The following is a 22,314-nucleotide window of genomic DNA, read 5'->3' as shown; positions in this document are numbered from 1 at the left end:
CTTGCCTGTTCAAAAAAATTCTGGGCGGGCTAGAAGCCCACCCCACAAGATAATTTACTGCTTGTGGAACAGGCATCTTGCCTGTTCAAAAAAATTCTGCCTGATTTGAGTAAAATCCGATCGCACTCAAGAATCAAAAGGTTTAATCAACGATCGCCCGTTAGCGAAGCCCTCAAAGACGATCGCCCAATCCAACACCAAACCTGCGATCGCAAACAATACCACACTCTCGACCCCAACCACCGCAAACGGTAATAACTCCTGCAAACCCGGCATTTTCCCCGCCTCAAAAGACAATTCAGCATCCAACTGTCCAAAAGCCCGCACCAACCCAAAAGCCAACACCACGCCAGATTTAAGCTGCCGGTTAGTATCGCGGCGAATCGCATAGCGGTAAGTCACGCCGAACAAAAAACCGCCCAAAAGTGCCATCAATCCTCTCAATCCAAAATTTAGGTCAAATTCCCTGACCTGCAAACCCGCCAGAGCATCCCACCTCTGGGCTAAGATTAAGGTGTTAACAAGGGCGATCGACCCAAAAGCCAGCAAACAAGAAAAAGCAGCAACACTTCCTGCTTTCAAAGATTCTACCCGCTCAGCGGGACTAAAATTTGACGAGTCCTTCACAGCGCCCTCATTTCAAAAATAGCTCAAATTGACTTATGATAAGCTTTGGAGTCACTTTGTACAGTTTGTTCAATAAATAGCTATGGATATTTTGTCACTCGGTTGGGTTTCGGTGCTAGTTTTGTTCTCCTTCTCAATTTCAATGGTAATTTGGGGCCGCAACGGTTTCTAAATTCCAGAATAGCTGGCGGGGCAGGCTTTTTAACTGCCCTGCATTTTTTTTAATCCTATTTAAGCAAATACGCTTGGGTTAAAACTGTTTATTCCTCGGAGATCCCCCTAAATCCCCCTTAAAAAGGGGGACTTCGCAGCACCTTCTTGTTCCCCCCTTTTTAAAGGGGGCTAGGGGGGATCAGCCTTATCTAAAGCCTATTGCTATTTAAGCAAATCAAAATAACAGGAGTTACAAACATGGCTGCAAAAAAAATCTTAATGCTAGTCGGCGACTTTGTAGAAGACTACGAAGTAATGGTTCCATTCCAAGCATTGCAAATGGTAGGTCACACCGTCCATGCAGTCTGCCCCGACAAAGCCGCAGGTCAAACAATTCGCACCGCAATTCATGACTTTGAAGGCGATCAAACCTACAGCGAAAAACCCGGTCACAACTTTACTTTAAACGCAACTTTTGACGAAATTAACGCCGCAGACTACGACGCTTTGATTATCCCTGGAGGACGATCGCCAGAATACATCCGCCTCAACGAACAAGTGCTGCAAATTACCCGCTACTTTGCCAACAGCAAAAAGCCGATCGCATCTATTTGTCACGGATTGCAAGTCCTCACCGCCGCCGGCGTACTCGAAGGCAAACGCTGCACCGCATATCCAGCTTGCAGCCCCGACATACTCCGGGCTGGTGGCAAATATACCGAAGTTCCCGTTACCGAAGCCGTAGTCGATGGCAACTTAGTCACAGCCCCCGCATGGCCTGCACATCCTAACTGGTTAGCTGAATTTCTCAAAGTTTTGGGAACAAAAATCGAACATTCAGATAGTCATTAGTTATTAGTTATTAGTTATTAGTTATTGGTTATTGGTTATTGGTTATTGGTTATTGGTTATTGGTTATTAGTTATTGAGTTGTTAGTCACATGAAAAATTTTGCAGTCAAAGTTAAAACTAATTCCAAACAGCAAAGCATCCAAGAGCAACCAGACGGCAGCCTGACAGTACACCTCAAATCCCCGCCCGTGGATGGAAAAGCCAATAAGCAGAGTTAATCGTGCTGTTGGCGAAAAAGTTTAAAGTGCCCAAATCGGCGATCGCAATTAAATCCGGTCTTTCCTCCCGCAATAAACTTGTCGAAGTTCCGATTTAACCAATCTTTAGATAGATATCTAAATCTTTCTCAAGATAGATTAAGACTCAGCTTTTAATTTATACAGTAGTAGTTGTAAGGTTAGGAGAAAAAATTATGACCATTGAAAACAGAGTCGAAGCAACTGCCAAGAATATTGAAGGCAAAATTCAAGAAGCTGTGAGCGAAGTTACAGGCAACCAAAAAGATAAATTAGAAGGTCAAGCCAAGCAGGACGAAGCATCAGCAATTCACATGAAAGAAGACCTCAAAGATAAAGCCAAAGAGATTGTAGACCGAGCATAAAGTATTTCCTCCTACAAGTTTCCTGCCTACTAAATCCCGCAAACAACATATCGTTTGCGGGATTTTTTTTAGAGATACTTTTTGTAGATTAGAAAAATCATTGCTGGCAAAATCTATCGGCTAACTGCCCCTACAGATTCTACTAACTCGTAATGTAAAAGCATTAATTTTGTAGCGAGGATTGTTTCCATTGCATAAGTTGTGCCATCTTGATGAGAAAATTCTACCTCAAAAGCACTGCCATCAAATTCCATCACGACTGTTCCCACTTGTCCTTTATATAATTTAATGATTTGTTTTGTTTCAAAATGGGTTGCTTCTAAATCTTCAGTTAAAGCAACAATATCTAAGCCCTTAATTGTTTTCATTGTTTTTACCTCACTTTTTGACGGGATAACAACTTGTCAATCTGGGGAAAGTTTCACCTGAGCGGACGATCCAAGCTGCTAGAATCAGAGATTCACCTACTTCGGTTTTCAGCAAGAATTTCATGTTGTAATGTGTTCCGTATTCATTGTTTTTCTGAATAACAACATCTTCGTTAATAGCAGCTTCTTTTAAAGCCTGTTTGAGAATTTCACCATTTTTCAGGGTAATGCCTAACTTACTGGCAAACAAAATATAGCGGTTCGAGCTCCCATATGAGGTATGTTGTTGGGCTTGGGCCCTCTTAGTTTAAGGAATGATTGATTGGTGGCAAAATCGATCGGTGAATCTGCCCTTCCTTTTAATGCCAATGTTATAAAAGCCCGATGCCCCATCCCTCCGCTTCGCTCCGCCCAATGCCCAATTCCCAATTCCCAATTCCCAATTCCCCATGCAATAAAAAAGCTAGGGATTCATATCCCTAGCTGGAAACATAGCACAATTAGTTTTTAGAGTTGGCGCGGGCGATGGCTTACGCCCCGCTACGCTACGGCTTTTTCCAAACCGACTCCCACCCGCTGCCACCTAAATTAAATCAGGGTAATATCAGTCGCCGTCAAGCCTGGTCGGCCGTTCAGCAGTGCCAGTTGAATTGGTGCTTGGCCGCCAGCACCGTCTTGGTCGTACAGCAAGCGACCTGTGGAACCTTCGTAAACGAGGACTGCTTGTCCTGGAGTTGCTCCTGCAGGAGTCAGATCGTTGTTGTAAGTTCCGGTTTCCACCTGTAAGAACGCCCTGGAAGAAGGTCGATTTGGCAGACTATTGTCAAATGGTGGTAACAGGAAGGAGTCGAAGTTCAATACCAACTTGTCACGGCCGACTTCAAAATCGCCGATTTGGTCTGGGCTGCTACCCAGGCTACCGTTGGCGTTGATCGTGACGCCCTCGCCGAAGTTGTTGTAGTAGAAGCTGTCATTGCCGGCGCCGCCAATCAGCGTGTCTGCACCGGGCCCGCCACCGAGAGAGTCGTTGCCGTCTCCTGCGAGCAAATAGTCGTTCCCAAAGCCGCCCAACAGCGTGTCGTTTCCGCCGCCGGCATTTAAGGTGTCGTCCCCGTCAGATGTCGATCCAGTAGGAAGACTGCCGGGGCCGCCGAACAGTATGTCGTCGCCAGCACCGGTAGTGATGACATCAGTACCGTTGCCGCCAATGATGAAGTTGGAACCTAAGGTATCGGTAATGAGGTTTGTCGATGTGGCACCGGCAAAGTTGACACTGGTGGCGTAGGAGATAAAGTCGTTACCAGCAAAAGAGCCAACCAATCGATCGCGTCTGCTACCAAACACGATCGTGTCACTTCCTTCACCACCGTTCATGAAGTTTGTGACGGTGCCGGTGGTAGTAAGGTTAGTGCTGGTGTTGCCAAGTAACAGATCGTCACCCAGGCCGCCGTCAAGAGTAATCAGCGCAGTAGTAGTACCGATCGCAAAAGTGGTGGCATCGATCGTATCGTTGCCATCTCCACCGAAGGCTTGATTAAAGATGCCGCTCAAGCTGTCATTGCCACCGCCACCGATCATGCTATCACTCGCAAAAGCTGCAACGATCGTGTCGTTACCATCTTCGCCATTGAGCAAGTTGCGACCCGCGAAGCCTGGAAATGAACTCGACGCGCCTACGCTGGAAAGTGCAGACACCGTAGACGACTTGATGAAGTCATCGCCTGCGCCTCCCAATGCCGTATCCTGAGTAGCAAAAACCGTGATCGTGTCGTTACCAGCACCGCCGTCCAACAAGTTTTTGCCGGTACCAAAGTCGCCGATACCGCCTAGGAGAGAATCGTTGCCCTCACCGCCGAGCAAGGTTGTTTTCTCAATGCCGATCGTGATGACGCTCGAAGAAAACGGACTCGACTGGGTACTGTTGAGAATGACTAAGGTGTCGTTGTCTAGGTCGCCGGAAAGATAGCTGTTGCTGGCCACACCGTATATTGTGTCGTTGCCTTTACCGCCGATCAGAGTATCTTTCTGATTGATACCTACAACAAAGTCGTCGCCCAAGTCTCCGCGCAGGAAGTTGCTGCCTTGATTGCCACCGGCACTGCCGCCGATGCGAAGACCGAGGTTGTTGCCGCCGCCTGCGATGAAGAAGCCGAGGGAGTCATTGTCCTTACCACCGTAGAGGGTGTCTCTTCCGAGGGCGCCTCCGAGCATCGTATCTGCGCCCTGATTACCAAACATCAGGTTGCCATCGACTGTGCCTTGGAGCAAGTCATCTCCCGCACCGCCCAACAGCGTCGAATTGCGGCTTTGAGCAATTACGGTGTCACTGCCTCCATCGCCCGACAGGAAAACCCGCTCGCGCTGGCCTACTAATGAATCTTCGTCAGGGCCACCGTATAGGCTATCGTTGGGGCCGACGGAAATTAGAGTATCGTTATCGCGTTCGCCAAATATTAAGCTGCCGCCGAGGGTAGAAGTTGTAATTAAATCCCCCCCCGCTCCGGCAAAGATTGTATCCGGGCCCAGTCCCGGAGTGTTTAAATTAGTTTGATCGGAATTGTCAGTTAACGTTGTCATACAGCTTCACTCCTCTACTTGTTGGTCATCGCTTGTGCGACTACAGACACTGCCTAGAACACCGAATGTTTGGATGCCGCTGTAGTTTAACCTGTTTGCCAGCCGCAAGTCTAGCCTACTGGTGTTAACCCTGTCTAGACTTTCTCCCTCGCGGACTTTTTGCTTGTAAGCTTTTATTTTCAATGTCTTCACCCTTTAATAATCCTTGTGCAATGTCTCATGTGCTCACGCTCAAGAAGACGCGGCTCATATTCTTAATGTTCCATTCTCGATTGGCGCTCGGGGATCGCCTCCGGGGAAGGAAATTAAAGATTAACAAGGGTCGATCGCGCGATCGCCAGACAAAGAAAAGTGAGAGATTGGTTACTTGGTTACAACGCTTTGTGGCAATTTCCGGTTTCCCAGGCAGGGCCGTCTTTAAATAATTCTGGCTCGGATTGAACTCCGCACCGCTCTGGGGTCTAAAAGTCTACACCCCGCTTTAGTTCTACGCCCCGATCGCCGTAGTGTTTGTGACAGTATACCTCCGAGTGTACGCTTGCCAAGTCAAAGTAACCATGGGGTTTGTGGCAGCGCCCGGTGATAATGATTTCTGTATCGCGGGGCTTTCGCAGCAGGGCTTCGACGATCGGCTCTACCGGCAGCAGTTCTAAGTCTACTGTTGGATTGAGTTCGTCGAGAATGATCGTTTTATACCAGCCGCTGGCGATCGCCGTTTTGGCGATTTCCCAGCCGCGTTCTGCCTCGATGCAATCTAACTCTTGCTGTTGCCCCCGCCAAACTATAGCATCTCGGCCACACCGCTGGTGGTCTACTAACTGCGGGTAACTTTGCCGCAAAGCTGCGATCGCCGCATCTTCTGTATAGCCACTACCACCTTTGAGCCATTGTACAATTAAGACGCGGTGAGATTGGTCTTGGCTGATACCCTTACCTATTGCCTGCAAAGCTTTCCCCAATGCGCTCGTAGATTTGCCTTTGCCCGCTCCTGTGTATATTTCGATACCTGAAATATTGTGTTCGGCCGCTGCGGGGTGATAGTGGGGCTTCATTTCTGAGTGCAAGTCGGCAATATCCAGCAAAGCTTCGGGGGCCGCTCGGCCAGTGGCGATTACTTCTAAATATTCTGGTTTGTTTTTGAGGGTTTGGACTACTTCGTCCACTGGCAGCAAACCCAAGTCCAATACGGGGTTTAGTTCATCTAGAACTACTACAGAATAAAGCTCGCTGGCGATCGCTCCTTTGGCGATATCCCAGCCTCGCTGGGCTTCTGTGCGATCGAAGCGGGTGATTGCTTCGGCCCCAAAATATTCGGCTCTGCCGGTACGCACTTGGTCGATCAAGTGCGGAAATGCCCGTTGCAGGGCTTCTATTGCCCCGTCTTCGTCGTAGGAGCGGCCGGGGCCTTTGAGAAAGCGCAGCAACAAAACTCGCGTGGGCGAGTCAGAATTGATACCCAGCCCGATCGAGCGCAACACTACTCCCAAAGCTGCCTGAGACTTGCCTTTACCAGCACCGTCGTAGACGTGAATCTGACCCGCGATGCGTTCTGAGCGGGATGAGGCTGTCCGAATACCAATGCCATTCCTTACCATAATCCGCACTTATTTTAGTCTGTCTCGGGGTGGGTATTCGATCGCGCCCATTGAATGTTTAATATTTCCCTTCTGTTGGACGATCTCAAAAGATTATAGGATACAACCTCAACCACCTAATGTTCAGAAGGGCGATCGAAGAGGATTAGGGGCTAAAACCTGCGCTCTAGATTATTCCGCTTCTGATGTACAATTAAAATCTAACACGGGCTGATATACCTGAATGCTTATGATTGCGAGTGTTTTCCCATTTCGGACTGTTTTGGTGCAAATTTTAATGATGTTTTTGGCGATCGCGATCGAATCGTGGTTTCTGCAAAAACTACTGAAACTCGGCCCCAAAACCAGCGTTGAATATACAGCTATCCTCAATCTCGCTTGCACTTGCGTGGGTTGGTTAGTTTTCTTCGGCATTGAAAGCGTTATTTCCAAAGAATGGCGAGAAGAACTTATCGGTTATATTTTATTAGGCGGAGGTCAGAATACTTACTCTGCAATAACTGCGATTGCCCTCTCGGTATTGGCAATCACTTTTCTCGCCAAATGGCAGGGACTAGAATTCATAGAGAACATGGTTTCTGGTAACAAAAAAGCTTCCAAACCTCAGTTTTTGGGGCCGCCAACTCTCAGCCGCCGTCCTCCCAAAAAAACTTTTCGAGTAACTACCCAGTTTGGGGCAGTTTTAATCGCCCACACTGTTAGCAATTTCGTTATTTTAACCGTATTGTTTTTGCAAAGCGTCAATTGAAATCTATGATGAAGCAATTTTTGGATGTGACTCAGCAACTCACGAAGCTGACTAACAACCTTTGGGAAACCAATAAAAAATTTCAAAAGGCGATAATTCCGCCTAAAGTTGTCCACTGGAAGACGCCTTTACTGCTCAGCATATTTTTAGCTTTGCTGACGGTGGCGGCAATCACAGACTGGCCGACAAGAACTCTGATGTTTGATATGAGCTGGTTATTTTTTACACTGTCAATGGGTTTGCTGACCAGCCAGCAACCTTTTACGATTAAAAAAGTAAGTCTGAGTCCGTGGGTGACCAGCATCTTAATTGGCTTGTGGTTGCTGATCCGATTGCCGTCAGATAGGAAGGAAATAGCATGGATATCCGGCCCAATTATAGCAGTAATAATTTTGGGTGTAATAGAGATTTGGAATAGCGAGTCAAAACGGGAAGGTATCAGATCGTTAGTGCGGCCTCAGTTTTTGATGATTACTCTCATTCACCTGCTGATTTCCTGTTGGTTTGGATTTCACTTTTTAATTCAAGGTTGGATAGAACAATATCCGAGCGTTTTATCGCAGGATTTGAGGAAAAGCGATTATGTGGTGACATTTCAACAGCCAACTATTAATCGCTCCCGAGGAGTGGTCATCCTCAATGCAATGGATCGATACCTGCAAAATGAAGCTCGCACAAAACCGTGGGCGCAGGTAGAACAAATGTTAATAGATATTGACAACGAGCGATTTTTTCTGAAGAATCAAGCGTTAAAAACAATTCGGGTAGTCCCAGAAGATGCGAGCTGGGAGGTCAAAACTTCGATCGTCCAAGGAGAGTCCCGCTATCAGTTACAGATGCAGGCAACTTGGCTGGGGCTGGTGTTTAGACCCGAAATATATTCGTTGACCAAATCTTGCGAGGTGATCGATGTAGGCAATAGAGCGACTGTAACCTGCGACACTACCAAACCCTCTAAACCGGGACTGAAAAAAGATGGAACTTCGGGAGACAGTCAAGTTTGAGCTTGTCTCTGGCCGTTAGGAGAGGGGGAGATAAGGGAGATGGGAGAGGGGGGAGAGGGGGAGAGGTGTAGGTTTTCCACTGGCAAAACCCAGCAAATCTAGACATTGCAAAGGTTTTGGGCTTTGGCTTGGCGGGAATCTCAAACTCTTATGGGATAAGGCTTTTACCAAAAAACCTACACCCGTCGGGATGGGAAGAGGGGGAGATGGGAAAAATCCTCTTTCTTCACCCTTGACTTCTACCCTCAACATCCATCCGTTACATCCGTTAAAAAATCCGTTGCCGAACTTCCCTCTTCCTTGCACTAAAATATGGCTAAAGTTGACTGCGGGTTAATAACTAGATGAATTTGAGAAGAATCTTGACAGTCGCGACTAATGTATATTGGGAAGTAATTCGCGATCGCATCCTTTACTTAATTATTATTTTTGCTCTGTTGATGGGAGCCTCGGTGCGCTTGATACCGGAATTGGCAGCGACAACCGAAAATAAAATTATCTTAGATATTGGTTTGGCTGCGATGAGCATCCTGGGTATAATTGTCACAGTCTTTGTGGCTACCGGACTGGTCAACAAAGAAATTGAAAAGCGGACTGTTTACCTGTTAGTTGCCAAGCCGATAAGCCGGGCTGAGTTAATTGTGGGCAAGCACTTAGGGATGTCGGCGGTGCTATTCGTTCTGGTAGCAGCAATGACTGTTATCTATCTGGTTATTCTGAGTTTGAGTCGCATTCCTTACCCTTTGGGCAGCATTTTAATCGCTTCGCTGTTCGTGTGGTTTGAGCTGTGCCTCATGGCCGGTGTGGGGATTTTATTTGGAGTTTTTAGCAGTTCGCTGCTGGCTACTTTACTGACATTTAGCGTTTATTTGATGGGACACTCGACGCGGGATTTAGTGGCTTTCGGCAAGTTAACTAAAAATCCTGGCATTGAACAATTGATGATGGGACTTTATCTAGTTTTGCCTGATTTAGCCCGGTTCAATTTGAGAAATGATGCTGTTTACGGACAAGTACCTTACTTGGCGGGTTTGATTACAGATGCGGGCTATGGTTTGCTGTATGTGGTGCTGCTGCTGTCAATTGCGATCGCCATATTTTCGCGTCGAGAATTTTAAAATATAGATTCCGCATTGTCAGCGGTAATTGTTTGCTGGAAGAGTCCTCGCTGCAAACGAATTTGATTGTGGAATTAGCACGCTAAGATATAGAGAAGGTTGTCGATCGCCAATCTCGACTAAAAGTCAAACTTTTATTGGTAAAATGAGGTGACTTATGACTGCTGTAATTCACAAACCGATATCGCAGCTAAAAATTACCTGGCCGCTGCTTCCCGATGATTTTATTCTACCAGATGACCCCGTGGAAAATATAGAACATCCTTTAATCTCTAACGGTTTGCGCCAGTCTGTAGTGGATTCCCCGGAACTAATCCAAGATGCACTCATAGTTTCTAATTTTGCTTTGTGTGCTGCTGTGGACGATCGCACTATTTGCAAAGCCCCAGACTGGATGTACGTGCAACCGGTTCAACCTTGGCCTCACAGCTATCCCCGCCGCAGTTACACGCCTCATACCGAAGGAACAGTGCCTTTTGTAGTGATGGAATTTCTCTCAGCTACTTACGGCGATGAATACTCCGTCGAACACACAGAAGAAATCGGCAAGTGGTTCTTTTACGAACAAGTAATCAAAGTTCCTCGCTATGTCATTTTTCGGCCGCATACAGGCAGAATAGAAGTTTATGCGCTGGAATCCGATCGCTACAACAATCAAGATCCTGATGAAAATGGGCGTTATTTGATACCTGGATTAAATCTATTTTTGGGAGTTTGGGTGGGAACTCGGGAAGGTAGAACAGGAAATTGGCTGCGCTGGTGGAATGCAGACGGAGAGTTGCTTTTGTGGCCGGAAGAACGGGCAGAAGTAGAACGTCAGCGGGCCGAAGCCGAAAGCCAGCGGGCAGAAGCCGAAAGCCAGCGGGCAGAAGCTGAAAGCCAGCGGGCAGAAGCTGAAAGCCAACGCGCCGAAGCTGAAAGCCAGCGGGCCGATCGCGAACAGCAAGATAAAGAGTCCGCCCAAACGCTGTTGGAACAGGAAAGACAGCGCAATCAAGAACTTTTGGCGCGATTGGCAGCCCTCGGTATCGATCCAGAATAACTAAACCCACCTAAAAAAACAGAATATTTAGATCCCCGACTTCGCAGAAGTTGTTGGGGATCTAATATCGATCGCCTTCTACAGTAATCCCAATTGAAATCATGTTAGTGAAAAAACTCGAACAATTAAAAGACATTTTCGCGCAGATGGAACGGGCGCTGATTGCCTACTCTGGCGGCATTGACAGCACTTTGGTGGCAAAAATTGCTTTTGACGTGTTGGGCGATCGCGCTTTGGCTGTAACGGCTGTTTCTCCGTCTCTACTGACAGAAGATTTGGAAGATGCCCGGATTCAAGCCGCAGAAATTGGCATCGCCCACCAGGAAGTCGAAACTCAGGAAATGGCCAATCCTAATTATACTTCTAACCCGGTTAATCGCTGCTATTTTTGCAAAAGTGAACTGCACGATACTTTGAAACCGCTAGCACTTGCCAAGGGTTATCCTTATGTGGTGGATGGGGTGAATGGTGATGATTTAAAGGATTACCGCCCGGGGATTCAGGCTGCAAAGGAACGGGGCGCGCGATCGCCTTTAGCAGAAGTCGGCATGACTAAATTTGAAGTGCGACAGTTAGCAAGAGAATTGGATTTGCCTTGGTGGGACAAACCGGCACAGCCTTGTTTGAGTTCGCGCTTTCCTTACGGTGAAGAAATCACCGTTGCAAAGTTGCAAAGAGTGGGGCGCGCTGAACGGTATTTGCGGCAGTTGGGGCTGAAAAATCTGCGCGTGCGATCGGATGGAGATACGGCGCGAATTGAATTGCCGGCCCAGGAGATTCGAGAGTTTGTATTAAATGCGGATTTGCCTGCATTGGTGGCGGTGTTTCAGCAGTTTGGTTTTGTGTATGCGACTTTGGATTTGGAGGGGTTTCGCAGCGGCAAATTAAATCAGGTTTTGCAACCTGAATTGTTGGGGGCGAAGGCTTGATTAATTATCTTGAAAAAATGTCACTACAACCGTGTGTTCGTCCCGATCGCATTTAACTTGAAAACGGCGCTGAGGATAAAGCGATTTTAGGCGACTTTCCCACATCTGAGCTAATGCTTGTCCCAAATACAATAAATTGTCACTGCTAGCGTTTTGGGCACCGGGGAGAATGTCATCAACGTGCTGGTGGTTCATCACCTGCTCAATTGCAGCGACATCATTCCCTAGCTCGATTTTCCACTGTTCGTAGATTTGACTGTTAAAGGCTTCGGACAAAAAGATGCCGCCTTCATGTTCGACAAAATCTGGCCAGAATAGTTTTGTGAAAGCTATGGCAATTTCAATATTAGCAGATCCAAAAAGATAATCCCAGAGTGAAAAATCATCGCCGTTGGCTTTTTTCCATTGCTGGAAATCGATTAGTTTATCTGCATTCAAGGATATTTGTTTGATGAACATAATTTCTAGGGTATTTCATCCAATCTAGCTGGCCTAACTGTTTTCTCAGCTTGCACATAAATGTCTCCTGCTGAGTTTTGGTTGTGTTTGTATTCAACGGCGTGAGGTGTCGGCACATTTGCATGAGCCCTTCCTGTCAAGTCTACTCGCTTAATTGCCCGTCCACTGTCATCGTAGACGATATAGCTGGTAATGTTCTTGCCATCCATGCGGTACAGTAAGTTTTGGGCACTTGCTCCATCTAGAGGAAATCTCCCGCTGACCTGGGTTCCGACGGCTATCAGGGTGCTAGCGGGGATGCCAACTGTCCAGTCAACTGGTTTAGACATAATATTAGTCCTAAATTATTTTACCATCTCAGTTTGATATATGTAGGGGTATTTGGAAATGTACAGAGTACAATTTATAGAAATTTGCACAAATGCTGACGGCTTGTTAAAGCAATAGCATAAACTGAAGTAGCAGCAAGAGTAGCAAGTTTTATGAAAGTTAAATTTAGATTGATCTGGGCCATCTTGGCTTTCTTGTTGTTCGCTTACATCCCGTTTCGGGTGTTAGCGGGCCCGCCACCTGCGGGAGATACAGTGAGCTCTGCCCTGTGGTGGCAAGTTTTGGTGTACAATCAGGTGCAGCAAATTAAAGACCGGCAATATCAAGGTTGCGTGTGGGGCGATTCTATTTCTTCGGCATTGGGCGATTCTTTGGGAGAAAAAAACTTTAATTTTGCGATCGGCGGAATGAGTTCTGTTTCTCTGCTAGAACAGCTTAAACTTGTAGTGCCCCAGGGGTTTACTTGCAAAAAATCAATTTTGGCGATCGGCACAAATGATGCTATGTACGGCATCAGCGACGAGCAGTTTGTCAGCAATTTGAAACAGGCTATCGCAATTATGCGATCGATCGGCACCAAACAGATTATTCTGATTCCTGCTTTTTACTCAACTCTTGCCGCCAGCTACAATCCTAAATTTGCCGGAACAATTGCCAGAGTTGATGAAATTAATGTTCTCATCAATCAAGTTGCCACCGACGAAAATATGACCGTGGAATCTAGTGGCATACAAGCCTTATTTAAGGAAAAAGCTCTAAATGGAGATTTAACGATAGACGGCGTTCACCTCAATGCCAAAGGTTTAGATATATACAGAAAAGTTTTGTTAAATATTTTGAATTAAACTTGACAACTCACACTTTATCTGACATAAGAATATCCTGCTAAACTCTTAATTTTAAGTCCGTTTATGCGGACTTGATTTATGTCATTTCAGTGAAGTAGGGTGCGTCATAAAAATGATATTTTTGCTACTTTCCTCACGATCTCATATCGTTTCCGGTTGCATCGGTATTATTTAAACAGTCAACAGTCAACAGTCAACAGTCAACAGTCAACATCATTCCGGTGCAACCGGAATTGATATCACAAGTGAGGCACTACGGCATCAATTGTGTGTCAGAATTAGATTTTTGTCACGATCGACAATTACTAAACTGACGCACCCTAGCGCTAAATATCAAGGAGTAGTAGTTGGCATAATTTGCTGTGGTTGTAGTTGCTGTAGCTGCTGATTTTGCTGCTGTTGAATTTGAAGTTGCCGATCTTGAAGCTCTATCTGCCGCTGTCTGTCTTCGAGTTGCAAGCGTCTGTCTTCAGCTTGCTGCTGTCTGTCTTCAGCTTGCCGCTGTCTTTCTTCACGCTGTAACTCTCTGTCTAGCAGTCTGTCTTGACGTTGCTCTTGTCTGTCTTCTCGTTGTTCTCGAAGCTGTCTGAGTTGATTTCGCCGATCGAAATCTCCTCCCAAAAATAAGTTCTGAAAAGCGTTGATAGTTGTTTGAAACCCAGTAAAAATTCCGCTAACGCTGCTGATTCCACCTGCAACTCCTGTTATCGGCTGCAAGAAAGTGGCAATATTGTCTGCAACCCTAGTATAGCCCGATCGCGCTACGAGAATCACATCGTTGTTTCGGAGAGTTGGGTTATTGTCAGGATTCAGCCCTTGAGCAAAATCGACATTAATAGTGCGGCGAGTAACAGTACCGTTGGGGTTCAAGCGCAGCAGTTCCACCTTATCTTTTTTAGCCCGCAATTGATTGAAACTACCCGCAGTCAGCAAAGCTTGGTGGAGGGATGTACTAGGTTTAACCTGTAAAGCTCCGGGCCTGATCACTTCCCCTACAATATTGATGCTGATCGCATTTGGAGAGAAACTTGTACTTCCGAGTTGGGCAACTTCAGCTAAGTCTACAGTAGATGCCGTCGGAATAATGACGCTATCTCCTTCTTGCAGTAAAACATCTTGAGTTGCATCACCTTTTTGCAGCAAATCCCACAGATTTACCGTGATAGTTTGTTCAGTCCCACCTCTGATACGGCGGCGGATTTGGACGCGACGAATGTCTGCTTCTGTGGTGATACCGCCAGCAATTTTGAGCGCTCTAGTGATTGTTGGTAGTCCGACAACGGCTCCTCCTCCTTGTTGTTGTTCAATAGAGACAAAACTCAGATCTGTTTGTTGGTTAGTCGATCGCAAATCCGAAGCAGATACAGTATAAGGCCCCGGCCTGTTGACTTCTCCGACAATTACCACGCCAATTGGTTTAGTAATATCAGCGGAAAAACTAGCACTGGCTCTTTGACGGACTTCTTGGGTATTGAGAGCACTTGCTGTCGGTACAAAAATTGTATCTCCATCTCGGATCGTGACATCTTGGCTCAAATTTCCCGTATCTAAAAAATCCTGCAAATTAACAGTAATAAGTTGTTCTGCTCCGCCTCTGCGGGGACGGCGAATTTGGACATTTCGCATATCTCCTGCGGATGTCACCCCTTTAGCAACTTGCAGCATTTCCATCAAAGTTGGAAATTTTACGCCTCCTCCGGTTCCTTCTCGGCTGGCATTAATTTTGTAGGAACCGGGGCGAGTAACTTCACCGGCAACACCTATATTTAGGGGGCGAGTAACCATCAGAGTCACCGTGACAACGGGAACATTGATGAAGGGTTCGTATCGCTTGGTAATGACGGTAGCGGCTTGTTGCAGCGTCAACCCTTGAATTGAGACGCTGCGAATGATTGGTAGATTGAGGGTTCCGTCAACTAAGACTTGATATTCTTTGCTAAATTCAGGGACGCCGAAGATATCTAAAGCAATGCGATCGCCCGGGCCTAAAGTATAAGCCGCTTCTTGTATCAGCGAACCCGAATTGCCGATCCGTGGGAAACTCGAACCCGGAGGCGGTGGTGGCGGTACTCTCGGCCTGTTTTGGTTCCTAGCGGGTGCAGGATTTCTGATGGCAGGCAACTGAGCTATACTGGGCAGCGAACTGCTCAGCACCAGGAGTGCTGACAAACTAAGACTTGTAGCGGTTTGAACGTTATGTTTCATCTTTCTTTCCTGGTTGCAGTCTGCCATTGAACGATCGCAATGCAAGCTAGTTAATTTTAGTTTATTTTCCGTTCTGTCCAGTGTAGCCTCGCTGCCCTGGAAAATCCAGAGGTGGAATCATAAAATTTGTGCGGCAATCGAGTACCTTCTTTATAAAGAAAGCGTAAAGCTAGCCAACTGTTCTCAAAATTTTTTATACATAAGTCGGGATGCAAATCAACCCCCCGAAATAAAAGATCTAGAAAAAACGATCCTTCTTTGATGTAAAATATTAATAATTGTATCTGCGGGACAAAGACAAGTGTCACTAAAATTGGAGAAGGTAATTCCCTGGGGACGCTGCTTGGATGAATACATAGGAATGTTTAGCTTGACATCAAGTGACCTCAAGCGAGCAATTCTAGATTGTGCGGGCGGGCCGGCGAGTTTCAATGCCGAAATGACTCGCCAAGGTAACAAGGTGATTTCTTGCGATCCGGTTTATCAGTTTACGGCGGTGGAAATTGGCGATCGCATCCAAGAAACATATCAAACTGTGATTGACGCTGTTAAGGCCAATGTAGACGGTTACCTGTGGAACAGTTTTGAATCACCGTACCAGCTAGGCGAAGTGCGGATGAAAGCAATGCAGGAATTTTTAGCAGATTTTCCCTCTGGCTTGGAGCAAGGCCGCTACCTGACTGCTGAGCTGCCTGTTTTGCCCTTCGATAACGGTCAATTTGATTTAGCTTTGTGCAGCCATTTCTTATTTGCTTATTCTCACCTGCTTTCGGAAGAATTTCATCTAGAAGCAATTATGGAAATGTGTCGGGTTGCTAAGGAAGTGCGAGTGTTTCCGCTGTTGCAAAGTTTTAGCGGAGAGGAATCTGAGCATTTAAATCCGATTATTGCCGAATTGAAAAATAGAAATTTTCGTGTGGAAGTTCAAGAGGCTCCCTATGAGTTTCAAAAAGGTGGAAATAAGATGCTGCGAGTTAGGGGACAAATGTAACTTACCGGGCGAATGGAATTCGCGGCTATACAAACCATGTCCGCCTCCGCGGACTCAAAGACAATAGTTACTATATTCATATACCCAGGTCAAAATGCTCAGCAGCGCAGCCTTAAGGAAAACAGGGACAGGGTGGGAATTTGTCAGCGAAGAGGCTTTAGAGGATTTTGTCGAAGCTCATCTGGAGAGTTTGCTAGGCTTGACAGTCATCAAGCGACAATTCACTATCAACGAACAAAGATGCGACATCATCGCAGTTGATGACAATAAAAGTTTAGCAGTGCTGGAGTTGAAAAATGGTGAAGATCGATATATCGTCCAGCAGTTAACTCGTTATTATCATGCTTTGCTAGAGAGCAAACCTTTTGCCAACCAAGTAAACTACGATCCCCCTGTTCGTTTAGTCGCGATTGCGCCTATTTTTCACAGGGATAGTTTTACTGATAGGAAGTACAATCATCTACTTTTACAGTTTTTAGAATTTGCGATAGTTCCTGAGGGGGATAATTTATATCTCCATTTGAAAGATGTAGATACTGGGCATACTTCACAACTAGAGATTACATATCAAGAAATAGAAAGTACGGATAATATACGGAGTCCACCCAGAGAGTTTCGGAATCTACTCAAGAAGTTTATTGATGATGAACAGCAGGTAATCTGGAGAATTCGGGAGAAGATTCTCAGATTTGACACCCGTATACAAGAAATAATTTGCTCTAAAAGCATTAGCTATGGTAAAGGTAAAAGTAAACTATGCGCTCAGATTTGTGTAGATAGAAGAGCTGGGGAAGGTTATATTAGACCAGCACTCATGTTATGGCTACCTCTTTCCCCTTGGATCGATAACTGTAACAGGGTTGGGAGAATGGCAATTTATAACCGAAAGAGGAATGATGCTTTATCCCTGAGCAAAATAGATGAGTATTCTTATCTTCGCCACTGGCCGGTGGGTTCTCGTTATTCTGCTTCTGATTCGCAAGTTCTGACCTGGGATTTAAAACACTATGTAACTGAGATAAGTCAGCAAAATAAAGAATCTAATCCTCTGGATTATTTGGTAAATTTATCCTTGGAAAAATGGCGGGAAACACTTTAAGGTAAAAAATCATATAGCACCCATAATTTCTTGCCAAAATCACCATCCATCTGCGTCTATCTGCGTGCATCAGCGGTTAAAAACTTATATCAATAGCTTGACAAAAAATCAAAATTACCTAATTTTGATATAAATGGACTTACGCATGGGTGGCCAGAAACCGGGTTTTTCCCGAAAATGCTGCGCTGTAGTCCACAGATTAAATAAAAAACCCGGTTTCTTCGATCGCGTGGTGCGTAAGTCTAGATTATATTACATATAGAAACCAAAACATAAAATTCTCATGCCGCAAACAGTCTGGATCGCACGCCACGGAAACCGCATCGACTTCGTAAACCCCGACTGGTTTCTCACCGCAGAACACCGCTACGATCCCCATCTTTCCGAAGACGGTCACATTCAAGCCAAACAACTCGCCAATCGCCTCAAAGGTGAAGGAATTTCTCACATTTTCGCTTCCCCTTTTCTGCGAACTGTCCAAACAGCAAATCACGTTGCCGAAGCTCTCGATTTGTCAATTAAACTAGAGTGGGGAATCTGCGAATGGCTGAATTCTGACTGGATGACAGAAATGCCGGAAACTGAATCTGTCGAGGATTTGTGTCGGCGTTTTCCCAGGATAGATGCTTCCTACAAAGGCGGTATTGCTAATTATCCCGAAACAGGGGAAGCTTGTCTCAAAAGGGCGGGGGAAACTGCTAAACGCCTCGCTGCTGAGTTTCCCGAGGATATGTTATTAGTAGGTCACGGTGCGTCGGTTTTGGGAAGTGCGATCGGGCTGGTGGGCGATGCAGAAACTGAAATTAATGCTTCTTTGTGCTGTTTGGTGAAAGTGGTGCGGGACGGGGGCGAATGGTCGATCGCACTTAATGGCGATACTTCTCACCTCACGGACACTGAAACCGTTGTCCGCTTTAATTAAAGTTGAGATTCGTGCAAAAAATTGCATTATATGGTATGTGTACGGATTGTGCAGTACACGCCCTGCGTTAATCTCGTCTGTGAAAATCTGAGTGCTATCATTTAATGTCGATCGCACATTTTAAATCAAAAATCTTAAATAGGTATGGCTGGACACAGTAAATGGGCGAATATTAAACGCCAAAAAGCTAGAGTTGATGCCGTTAAAGGCAAGGTTTTTGCTAGAATATCTCGCGAAATAATTGTCGCCGCCCGCAGCGGAGTTCCCGATCCCGCTGGCAATTTTCAACTGCGGACAGCTATTGAAAAAGCCAAGGCGGCGAGTATTCCTAATGAAAACATAGAAAGGGCGATCGCCAAAGGTGCCGGTTTAGCCGGGGGTAGTTCCGAATTAGAAGCCATTCGCTACGAAGGTTACGGCGTTGGCGGCGTGGCGATTCTGATTGAAGCGCTGACAGACAACCGCAACCGCGCGGCGGCTGACTTGCGAGAAGCTTTTAGTAAAAATGGTGGCAACTTGGGCGAAACTGGTTGTGTGGGGTGGATGTTCGACCACAAAGGAGTTTGTACAGTACGCGGCCCCATTGATGAGGAACAATTGTTTGAAGCATCCCTAGAAGCAGAAGCCGAATCCTACGATTTGATATTAATTGATGAGGATACTGAAGGTGCAGAGGTATTTACAAGTGTGCCTAATTTGGAAAAACTGGCTGATGTTTTGAAACAAACAGGTTTTGCAGTTTTGCAGTCGGAAAATCGCTGGATTCCGAGCAACATAGTAGAAATTGATAATCCTGAAAAAGCTCGATTGCTCATAAAATTGATGGATGCACTAGAAGATTTAGATGACGTGCAAAGCGTGACAGCAAATTTTGAAATGACCGATGAATTGATGTCCTCAATTATGATTTAAAATCCTTGGTTCGTAGTGAGGACTTTAGTCCGCATCAGGTTCATAGCAAAAATCGTAGGGTACAGGTTCGTAGTGAGGACTTTAGTCCGCATCCATGACAGGTTCGTAGTGAGGACTTTAGTCCGCATCAGGTTCATAGCAAAATTTGAAGGTTACTAGAACAATTACGGCTTTGTCGGAGTATGAAAGTTCAAGCGCAAATTATCTGGGAGAAGTAGTCCAGTACCGGATGGGCGATCGGATGCAGTAAGGGGGATTTGTGCGATCGTTTGTCAAGTAGTAAGTTGATATATTGCGGGTCGGTATTTTGGTTCGGGAATGGGTTTTCCCGCAGTTGTTGCAGCTTCCAGCCATGCTGTTTTAGCAATCTGTACTTCCTGCAAAGCTAATTCTGGGGTTTCCCCAAAAGCGGAACAGTATTTTAAGTCGGGAATATCGGCAATATAGCCTTCATCTTCGTTGCTGTAAAAAATATTGATGTGATAGTCTTTCATGGTTGATCATCCTCTATTGTGAGAGCGTATTCCTCGATTATCGCTAAGAATTGACGGACTTGATAGGGTGTCACCTCGCCTTTCTTATTTTGAATGTTAACAATTTCTGGCACTTCAGGATGATTGAATATGTGATGGCTGCCACTGACTCTCGCCAGACTAAAGCCAAAGGCTTCAATCAGTGTCACCATTTCATTAAACTTGATGTTTTTTGACCCAGATAGCACCTTTTCTAAAATTTTACGCTTTTTCATCGCTCGCTCTTGATTGTACCTGGAATTTTAGGGTTTATTGATGCTGCTTGCAATCATAACATTCTTAATCTTGAACTATATCGTGTATTCGTGCTTCGTAAAATCCTTCCTCTTGAAGAAATTGAGTTAATTCCTTAAGTCCTTGGCGACGCTTGACTTTTCGCTGTTCTTGATAAATGATTAAATCCTTCAATTGAATTCGCCGATGGGAACCTACTTTGACACAAGAAATTGCTCCTTCATCTAGCAACTTGACAAGAAATGGTCGCGATACATTCAGGATATCGGCAGCTTGCTGCGTCGTCAGTTCGCGATTGTGAAGAATATCAAGCAAATATAGGGAAAACAAAAGACAAGCATTAAGTAGAACAGCAACTTTAGCCATATTAAAAAGTGAATTAATCCTATTCCTCGTATAAACCAGCTTCCTCAGTCATCTCGATTAGCTGGTCTAATAGTTTACGGCGCTTTCTGTCTCGCTGTTCTTGATAAATGATTAAATCCTTAAATCGAATCCTCCGATCGGAACCTACTTTGATATAAGGAATTGCTTCTTCATCTAGCAACTTGACTAGAAAAGGTCGCGATACATTTAGGATATTAGCAGCTTGTTGTGTTGTTAATTCGCGATTGTGACGAACGATCGAAACAGCCCGATTAGATGCCATCGCCTGCACAGCTTGATGCAGGATGTTGCAGACTGATTCGGGAAGGAGAATCTCTTCTCCGTTACTGGTGACTAATTTTGGCTGTGCGGATTCTCGGCTGAGTATCTGTGCTAATTGTGCTATAGATTCTTGTTCTTTTTCTGGAGGCAAAACAGACTCTGGCGATGCTTTTTGCTTTAACATAGCAAGATGTATTTTGATTGTTTTCTTGACGATAACACTTTTCACGGCGTAAACGCAATATCCGAAATAATCAAAATATTCAAACAGCCTGAAATAATCGTTCTAGCTTCTTAGTTACGGGCAATGGTTTACCTTCAGCTTGACAACTCTCAATTAGTAACTCCAGTACCTCTCGTGCATTGTAGATAGCTTCTTCATAAGAATCTCCGTGAGTTACCGGCTGCATTACATCCTCAAATTCAGGCAAAAATACGACAAAGCATCGATCGCCTTCCGACCATTGGATAACAACTGTATATTTCATGGTTCTGTCTCCTCTGCTTCGATTTGGCCAATTTTCCTCAATTATTTCGTTTTACGCTATCTGTAATCGTTTCCCCAACGTCTGAGGTTCTGGTAGAGGTTTGCCATCTTCTTGATAGAGTTCAATCAATGTTTCTAACAATTCTTGTCCGTGTTTTGCCGCTTCTTCGTAAGTGTGTCCGTGAGTGCAAGGCTGCATGACATCGGTAAACTCAGGTAAGCTGACAACAAAAAGTTGATCCTCTTTTGACCACTGGATAATGAGACTATAATTGCTATTCATTTGGAACCCTTTATAGGCGAATAGAGAAGAATGCCAGCTAATGAGGTTTAGGATATTGTAGCCGATCGCCCAAACGACAAAAACCGAGTTGATTTAAGAAACCGGGTTTTTACCAAATCTGCGGGCTACAACAAAGTATTTTCGTAAAAAACCCGGTTTCTGGACTTCCTGACTCTTGCATCCCCACACAGATGTACAATGGTGAGACCGAATTCCCCAACGACCACCGTGATTGACCGCTACACTCTGCCCGAAATGGGCAACATCTGGACTGAAACCGCCAAACTCAAAAGCTGGCTACAAGTAGAAATTGCTGTCTGCGAAGCTCAAGCCGAACTCGGCTACATCCCCGCCGCCGCAGTCGAAGAAATTAAAGCTAAGGCTAATTTTGACCCCAAACGAGTCCTCGAAATTGAAGAGGAAGTTCGCCATGACATGATTGCTTTCTTGACAAATGTCAACGAATATGTAGGCGATGCCGGCCGCTACATTCACCTCGGTTTAACCAGTTCCGATGTGCTCGATACTGCTTTGGCGCTGCAATTAGTCGCCAGCGTCAATATTTTGTTAGAACGTGTCGAAGATTTGAGCCAAGCTATTCGCTATCAGGCCCAACAACACCGCAATACTGTGATGGTTGGCCGATCGCACGGAATTCACGCCGAACCCATCACCTTTGGCTTTAAACTAGCAGGATGGCTGGCTGAAGTCCTTCGCAACCGCGCCCGATTGGTGAATTTGCGATCGTC

The 22,314-nt window shown here is 45.5% G+C and carries 28 protein-coding genes and 1 pseudogene; 15 read left to right on the top strand and 14 right to left on the bottom strand.

Translation table 11 applies throughout. The features are described 5' to 3' along the window. Positions 1-126: 126 nt before the first annotated feature. On the bottom strand, positions 127-627 hold the full coding sequence (locus JGK20_RS16980; protein ID WP_293231471.1) for a hypothetical protein: 501 nt from the start codon (positions 625-627) through the stop codon (positions 127-129). An 82-nt stretch (positions 628-709) separates the two neighbouring features. Here JGK20_RS16980 and petN point away from each other — a divergent pair, with 82 nt between their 5' ends. The 4 genes and pseudogenes from petN to JGK20_RS16960 all read left to right on the top strand — a co-directional run bounded on the left by petN (position 710) and on the right by JGK20_RS16960 (position 2,233). Further along, positions 710-799, top strand: coding sequence for a cytochrome b6-f complex subunit PetN (gene petN, locus JGK20_RS16975; RefSeq protein ID WP_071883976.1), 90 nt, complete (start codon positions 710-712; stop codon positions 797-799). Positions 800-1,038: 239 nt separating this feature from the next. Beyond that, entirely contained in the window at positions 1,039-1,632 is a 594-nt protein-coding gene (locus JGK20_RS16970) for a DJ-1/PfpI family protein (RefSeq protein ID WP_293147241.1), read from the top strand. Between the two features lie 89 nt (positions 1,633-1,721). Continuing rightward, positions 1,722-1,948: pseudogene (locus JGK20_RS16965) on the top strand (DUF167 domain-containing protein). Between the two features lie 96 nt (positions 1,949-2,044). Continuing rightward, positions 2,045-2,233, top strand: coding sequence for a CsbD family protein (locus JGK20_RS16960; RefSeq protein WP_293179667.1), 189 nt, complete (start codon positions 2,045-2,047; stop codon positions 2,231-2,233). Positions 2,234-2,346: 113 nt separating this feature from the next. On the opposite strand, the gene JGK20_RS16955 is transcribed toward JGK20_RS16960, so the two are convergent. The 4 genes from JGK20_RS16955 to JGK20_RS16940 form a co-directional block, all read right to left on the bottom strand. Next, entirely contained in the window at positions 2,347-2,601 is a 255-nt protein-coding gene (locus tag JGK20_RS16955) for a DUF4926 domain-containing protein (protein WP_293231468.1), read from the bottom strand. Between the two features lie 10 nt (positions 2,602-2,611). Then, complete coding sequence (locus JGK20_RS16950) at positions 2,612-2,851, bottom strand: DUF6883 domain-containing protein (protein ID WP_293179660.1); 240 nt, start codon at positions 2,849-2,851, stop codon at positions 2,612-2,614. A gap of 338 nt (positions 2,852-3,189) precedes the next feature. Next, positions 3,190-5,178, bottom strand: a complete 1,989-nt coding sequence (locus JGK20_RS16945; protein ID WP_293179657.1) for a calcium-binding protein — start codon at positions 5,176-5,178, stop codon at positions 3,190-3,192. Between the two features lie 461 nt (positions 5,179-5,639). Next, on the bottom strand, positions 5,640-6,773 hold the full coding sequence (locus tag JGK20_RS16940) for a cob(I)yrinic acid a,c-diamide adenosyltransferase (RefSeq protein ID WP_293179654.1): 1,134 nt from the start codon (positions 6,771-6,773) through the stop codon (positions 5,640-5,642). 229 nt (positions 6,774-7,002) lie between these two features. Between JGK20_RS16940 and fraC the strand changes: the two genes are divergently transcribed. From fraC to larE, 5 genes are all read left to right on the top strand, one after another. Further along, positions 7,003-7,521, top strand: a complete 519-nt coding sequence (gene fraC, locus JGK20_RS16935) for a filament integrity protein FraC (RefSeq protein ID WP_293147226.1) — start codon at positions 7,003-7,005, stop codon at positions 7,519-7,521. A gap of 5 nt (positions 7,522-7,526) precedes the next feature. Next, positions 7,527-8,525: a DUF5357 family protein gene (locus JGK20_RS16930; RefSeq protein ID WP_293179651.1), complete on the top strand. Its 999-nt coding sequence runs from the start codon at positions 7,527-7,529 to the stop codon at positions 8,523-8,525. 344 nt (positions 8,526-8,869) lie between these two features. Further along, entirely contained in the window at positions 8,870-9,643 is a 774-nt protein-coding gene (locus tag JGK20_RS16925) for an ABC transporter permease (protein WP_293179648.1), read from the top strand. Between the two features lie 157 nt (positions 9,644-9,800). Beyond that, on the top strand, positions 9,801-10,685 hold the full coding sequence (locus tag JGK20_RS16920) for a Uma2 family endonuclease (RefSeq protein WP_293179645.1): 885 nt from the start codon (positions 9,801-9,803) through the stop codon (positions 10,683-10,685). Positions 10,686-10,786: 101 nt separating this feature from the next. Next, positions 10,787-11,614, top strand: a complete 828-nt coding sequence (gene larE, locus JGK20_RS16915; RefSeq protein ID WP_293225734.1) for an ATP-dependent sacrificial sulfur transferase LarE — start codon at positions 10,787-10,789, stop codon at positions 11,612-11,614. Here the strand turns inward: larE and JGK20_RS16910 are convergent, their stop codons facing one another. Both JGK20_RS16910 and JGK20_RS16905 read right to left on the bottom strand, forming a co-directional pair. Further along, positions 11,615-12,073: a hypothetical protein gene (locus tag JGK20_RS16910; RefSeq protein ID WP_293179639.1), complete on the bottom strand. Its 459-nt coding sequence runs from the start codon at positions 12,071-12,073 to the stop codon at positions 11,615-11,617. It lies immediately after the preceding gene. A gap of 5 nt (positions 12,074-12,078) precedes the next feature. Then, positions 12,079-12,402 carry a polymorphic toxin type 24 domain-containing protein gene (locus JGK20_RS16905; protein WP_293179636.1) on the bottom strand — a complete coding sequence of 108 codons (324 nt, stop codon included), beginning with the start codon at positions 12,400-12,402 and terminating at the stop codon, positions 12,079-12,081. Positions 12,403-12,555: 153 nt separating this feature from the next. Between JGK20_RS16905 and JGK20_RS16900 the strand changes: the two genes are divergently transcribed. After that, positions 12,556-13,248, top strand: a complete 693-nt coding sequence (locus tag JGK20_RS16900; protein ID WP_293206628.1) for a GDSL-type esterase/lipase family protein — start codon at positions 12,556-12,558, stop codon at positions 13,246-13,248. Positions 13,249-13,584: 336 nt separating this feature from the next. Here the strand turns inward: JGK20_RS16900 and JGK20_RS16895 are convergent, their stop codons facing one another. Next, on the bottom strand, positions 13,585-15,456 hold the full coding sequence (locus tag JGK20_RS16895; protein WP_293179630.1) for a polysaccharide biosynthesis/export family protein: 1,872 nt from the start codon (positions 15,454-15,456) through the stop codon (positions 13,585-13,587). Positions 15,457-15,757: 301 nt separating this feature from the next. On the opposite strand from JGK20_RS16895, the gene JGK20_RS16890 reads away from it, so the two are divergent. The 4 genes from JGK20_RS16890 (at position 15,758) to JGK20_RS16875 (ending at position 19,380) form a co-directional block, all read left to right on the top strand. Next, positions 15,758-16,447, top strand: coding sequence for a class I SAM-dependent methyltransferase (locus JGK20_RS16890; RefSeq protein WP_293193175.1), 690 nt, complete (start codon positions 15,758-15,760; stop codon positions 16,445-16,447). A gap of 94 nt (positions 16,448-16,541) precedes the next feature. After that, positions 16,542-17,546 carry an endonuclease NucS domain-containing protein gene (locus JGK20_RS16885; protein ID WP_293193174.1) on the top strand — a complete coding sequence of 335 codons (1,005 nt, stop codon included), beginning with the start codon at positions 16,542-16,544 and terminating at the stop codon, positions 17,544-17,546. A 283-nt stretch (positions 17,547-17,829) separates the two neighbouring features. Further along, the gene (locus JGK20_RS16880) at positions 17,830-18,468 is read left to right on the top strand and encodes a histidine phosphatase family protein (protein ID WP_293193173.1); all 639 of its coding nucleotides are present in this window, start codon (positions 17,830-17,832) and stop codon (positions 18,466-18,468) included. A 144-nt stretch (positions 18,469-18,612) separates the two neighbouring features. Then, positions 18,613-19,380 (top strand): YebC/PmpR family DNA-binding transcriptional regulator, encoded by a 768-nt coding sequence (locus JGK20_RS16875; protein WP_293231466.1) that lies wholly within the window; start codon positions 18,613-18,615, stop codon positions 19,378-19,380. Between the two features lie 272 nt (positions 19,381-19,652). On the opposite strand, the gene JGK20_RS16870 is transcribed toward JGK20_RS16875, so the two are convergent. The 6 genes from JGK20_RS16870 to JGK20_RS16845 form a co-directional block, all read right to left on the bottom strand. Further along, positions 19,653-19,874 carry a type II toxin-antitoxin system HicB family antitoxin gene (locus tag JGK20_RS16870; RefSeq protein WP_293179612.1) on the bottom strand — a complete coding sequence of 74 codons (222 nt, stop codon included), beginning with the start codon at positions 19,872-19,874 and terminating at the stop codon, positions 19,653-19,655. After that, positions 19,871-20,128 carry a type II toxin-antitoxin system HicA family toxin gene (locus JGK20_RS16865; protein ID WP_293179609.1) on the bottom strand — a complete coding sequence of 86 codons (258 nt, stop codon included), beginning with the start codon at positions 20,126-20,128 and terminating at the stop codon, positions 19,871-19,873. The genes JGK20_RS16870 and JGK20_RS16865 overlap by 4 nt, the downstream gene beginning before the upstream one ends. A 64-nt stretch (positions 20,129-20,192) precedes the next feature. Beyond that, positions 20,193-20,513: a helix-turn-helix domain-containing protein gene (locus JGK20_RS16860; protein WP_293206638.1), complete on the bottom strand. Its 321-nt coding sequence runs from the start codon at positions 20,511-20,513 to the stop codon at positions 20,193-20,195. 19 nt (positions 20,514-20,532) lie between these two features. Continuing rightward, positions 20,533-20,979, bottom strand: a complete 447-nt coding sequence (locus JGK20_RS16855; RefSeq protein ID WP_293206640.1) for a helix-turn-helix domain-containing protein — start codon at positions 20,977-20,979, stop codon at positions 20,533-20,535. Positions 20,980-21,058: 79 nt separating this feature from the next. Then, positions 21,059-21,283, bottom strand: a complete 225-nt coding sequence (locus JGK20_RS16850; protein WP_293179600.1) for a type II toxin-antitoxin system HicB family antitoxin — start codon at positions 21,281-21,283, stop codon at positions 21,059-21,061. Between the two features lie 51 nt (positions 21,284-21,334). Then, positions 21,335-21,565 (bottom strand): type II toxin-antitoxin system HicB family antitoxin, encoded by a 231-nt coding sequence (locus JGK20_RS16845; protein ID WP_293179597.1) that lies wholly within the window; start codon positions 21,563-21,565, stop codon positions 21,335-21,337. 228 nt (positions 21,566-21,793) lie between these two features. Between JGK20_RS16845 and JGK20_RS16840 the strand changes: the two genes are divergently transcribed. Then, the coding region (locus JGK20_RS16840; RefSeq protein WP_293231474.1) for a lyase family protein at positions 21,794-22,314 on the top strand (521 nt) is incomplete at its 3' end.

The sequence above is a fragment of the Microcoleus sp. PH2017_05_CCC_O_A genome (assembly GCF_020738785.1).
Taxonomy (GTDB): domain Bacteria; phylum Cyanobacteriota; class Cyanobacteriia; order Cyanobacteriales; family Microcoleaceae; genus Microcoleus.
This window is presented reverse-complemented; position numbering and strand designations above follow the sequence as displayed.

Bases quoted from the DNA above. Each gene is read 5' to 3' on its own strand.
- JGK20_RS16875 (WP_293231466.1), top strand. From the start codon at position 18,613: ATGGCTGGACACAGTAAATGGGCGAATATTAAACGCCAAAAAGCTAGA.
- JGK20_RS16940 (WP_293179654.1), bottom strand. From the start codon at position 6,773: ATGGTAAGGAATGGCATTGGTATTCGGACAGCCTCATCCCGCTCAGAA.
- JGK20_RS16970 (WP_293147241.1), top strand. From the start codon at position 1,039: ATGGCTGCAAAAAAAATCTTAATGCTAGTCGGCGACTTTGTAGAAGAC.
- JGK20_RS16895 (WP_293179630.1), bottom strand. From the start codon at position 15,456: ATGAAACATAACGTTCAAACCGCTACAAGTCTTAGTTTGTCAGCACTC.
- JGK20_RS16880 (WP_293193173.1), top strand. From the start codon at position 17,830: ATGCCGCAAACAGTCTGGATCGCACGCCACGGAAACCGCATCGACTTC.
- JGK20_RS16905 (WP_293179636.1), bottom strand. From the start codon at position 12,402: ATGTCTAAACCAGTTGACTGGACAGTTGGCATCCCCGCTAGCACCCTG.
- JGK20_RS16860 (WP_293206638.1), bottom strand. From the start codon at position 20,513: ATGGCTAAAGTTGCTGTTCTACTTAATGCTTGTCTTTTGTTTTCCCTA.
- larE (WP_293225734.1), top strand. From the start codon at position 10,787: ATGTTAGTGAAAAAACTCGAACAATTAAAAGACATTTTCGCGCAGATG.
- JGK20_RS16845 (WP_293179597.1), bottom strand. From the start codon at position 21,565: ATGAATAGCAATTATAGTCTCATTATCCAGTGGTCAAAAGAGGATCAA.
- JGK20_RS16960 (WP_293179667.1), top strand. From the start codon at position 2,045: ATGACCATTGAAAACAGAGTCGAAGCAACTGCCAAGAATATTGAAGGC.
- JGK20_RS16855 (WP_293206640.1), bottom strand. From the start codon at position 20,979: ATGTTAAAGCAAAAAGCATCGCCAGAGTCTGTTTTGCCTCCAGAAAAA.
- JGK20_RS16920 (WP_293179645.1), top strand. From the start codon at position 9,801: ATGACTGCTGTAATTCACAAACCGATATCGCAGCTAAAAATTACCTGG.
- JGK20_RS16955 (WP_293231468.1), bottom strand. From the start codon at position 2,601: ATGAAAACAATTAAGGGCTTAGATATTGTTGCTTTAACTGAAGATTTA.
- fraC (WP_293147226.1), top strand. From the start codon at position 7,003: ATGATTGCGAGTGTTTTCCCATTTCGGACTGTTTTGGTGCAAATTTTA.
- JGK20_RS16910 (WP_293179639.1), bottom strand. From the start codon at position 12,073: ATGTTCATCAAACAAATATCCTTGAATGCAGATAAACTAATCGATTTC.
- JGK20_RS16885 (WP_293193174.1), top strand. From the start codon at position 16,542: ATGCTCAGCAGCGCAGCCTTAAGGAAAACAGGGACAGGGTGGGAATTT.
- JGK20_RS16865 (WP_293179609.1), bottom strand. From the start codon at position 20,128: ATGAAAAAGCGTAAAATTTTAGAAAAGGTGCTATCTGGGTCAAAAAAC.
- JGK20_RS16925 (WP_293179648.1), top strand. From the start codon at position 8,870: ATGAATTTGAGAAGAATCTTGACAGTCGCGACTAATGTATATTGGGAA.
- JGK20_RS16850 (WP_293179600.1), bottom strand. From the start codon at position 21,283: ATGAAATATACAGTTGTTATCCAATGGTCGGAAGGCGATCGATGCTTT.
- petN (WP_071883976.1), top strand. From the start codon at position 710: ATGGATATTTTGTCACTCGGTTGGGTTTCGGTGCTAGTTTTGTTCTCC.
- JGK20_RS16930 (WP_293179651.1), top strand. From the start codon at position 7,527: ATGATGAAGCAATTTTTGGATGTGACTCAGCAACTCACGAAGCTGACT.
- JGK20_RS16945 (WP_293179657.1), bottom strand. From the start codon at position 5,178: ATGACAACGTTAACTGACAATTCCGATCAAACTAATTTAAACACTCCG.
- JGK20_RS16870 (WP_293179612.1), bottom strand. From the start codon at position 19,874: ATGAAAGACTATCACATCAATATTTTTTACAGCAACGAAGATGAAGGC.
- JGK20_RS16900 (WP_293206628.1), top strand. From the start codon at position 12,556: ATGAAAGTTAAATTTAGATTGATCTGGGCCATCTTGGCTTTCTTGTTG.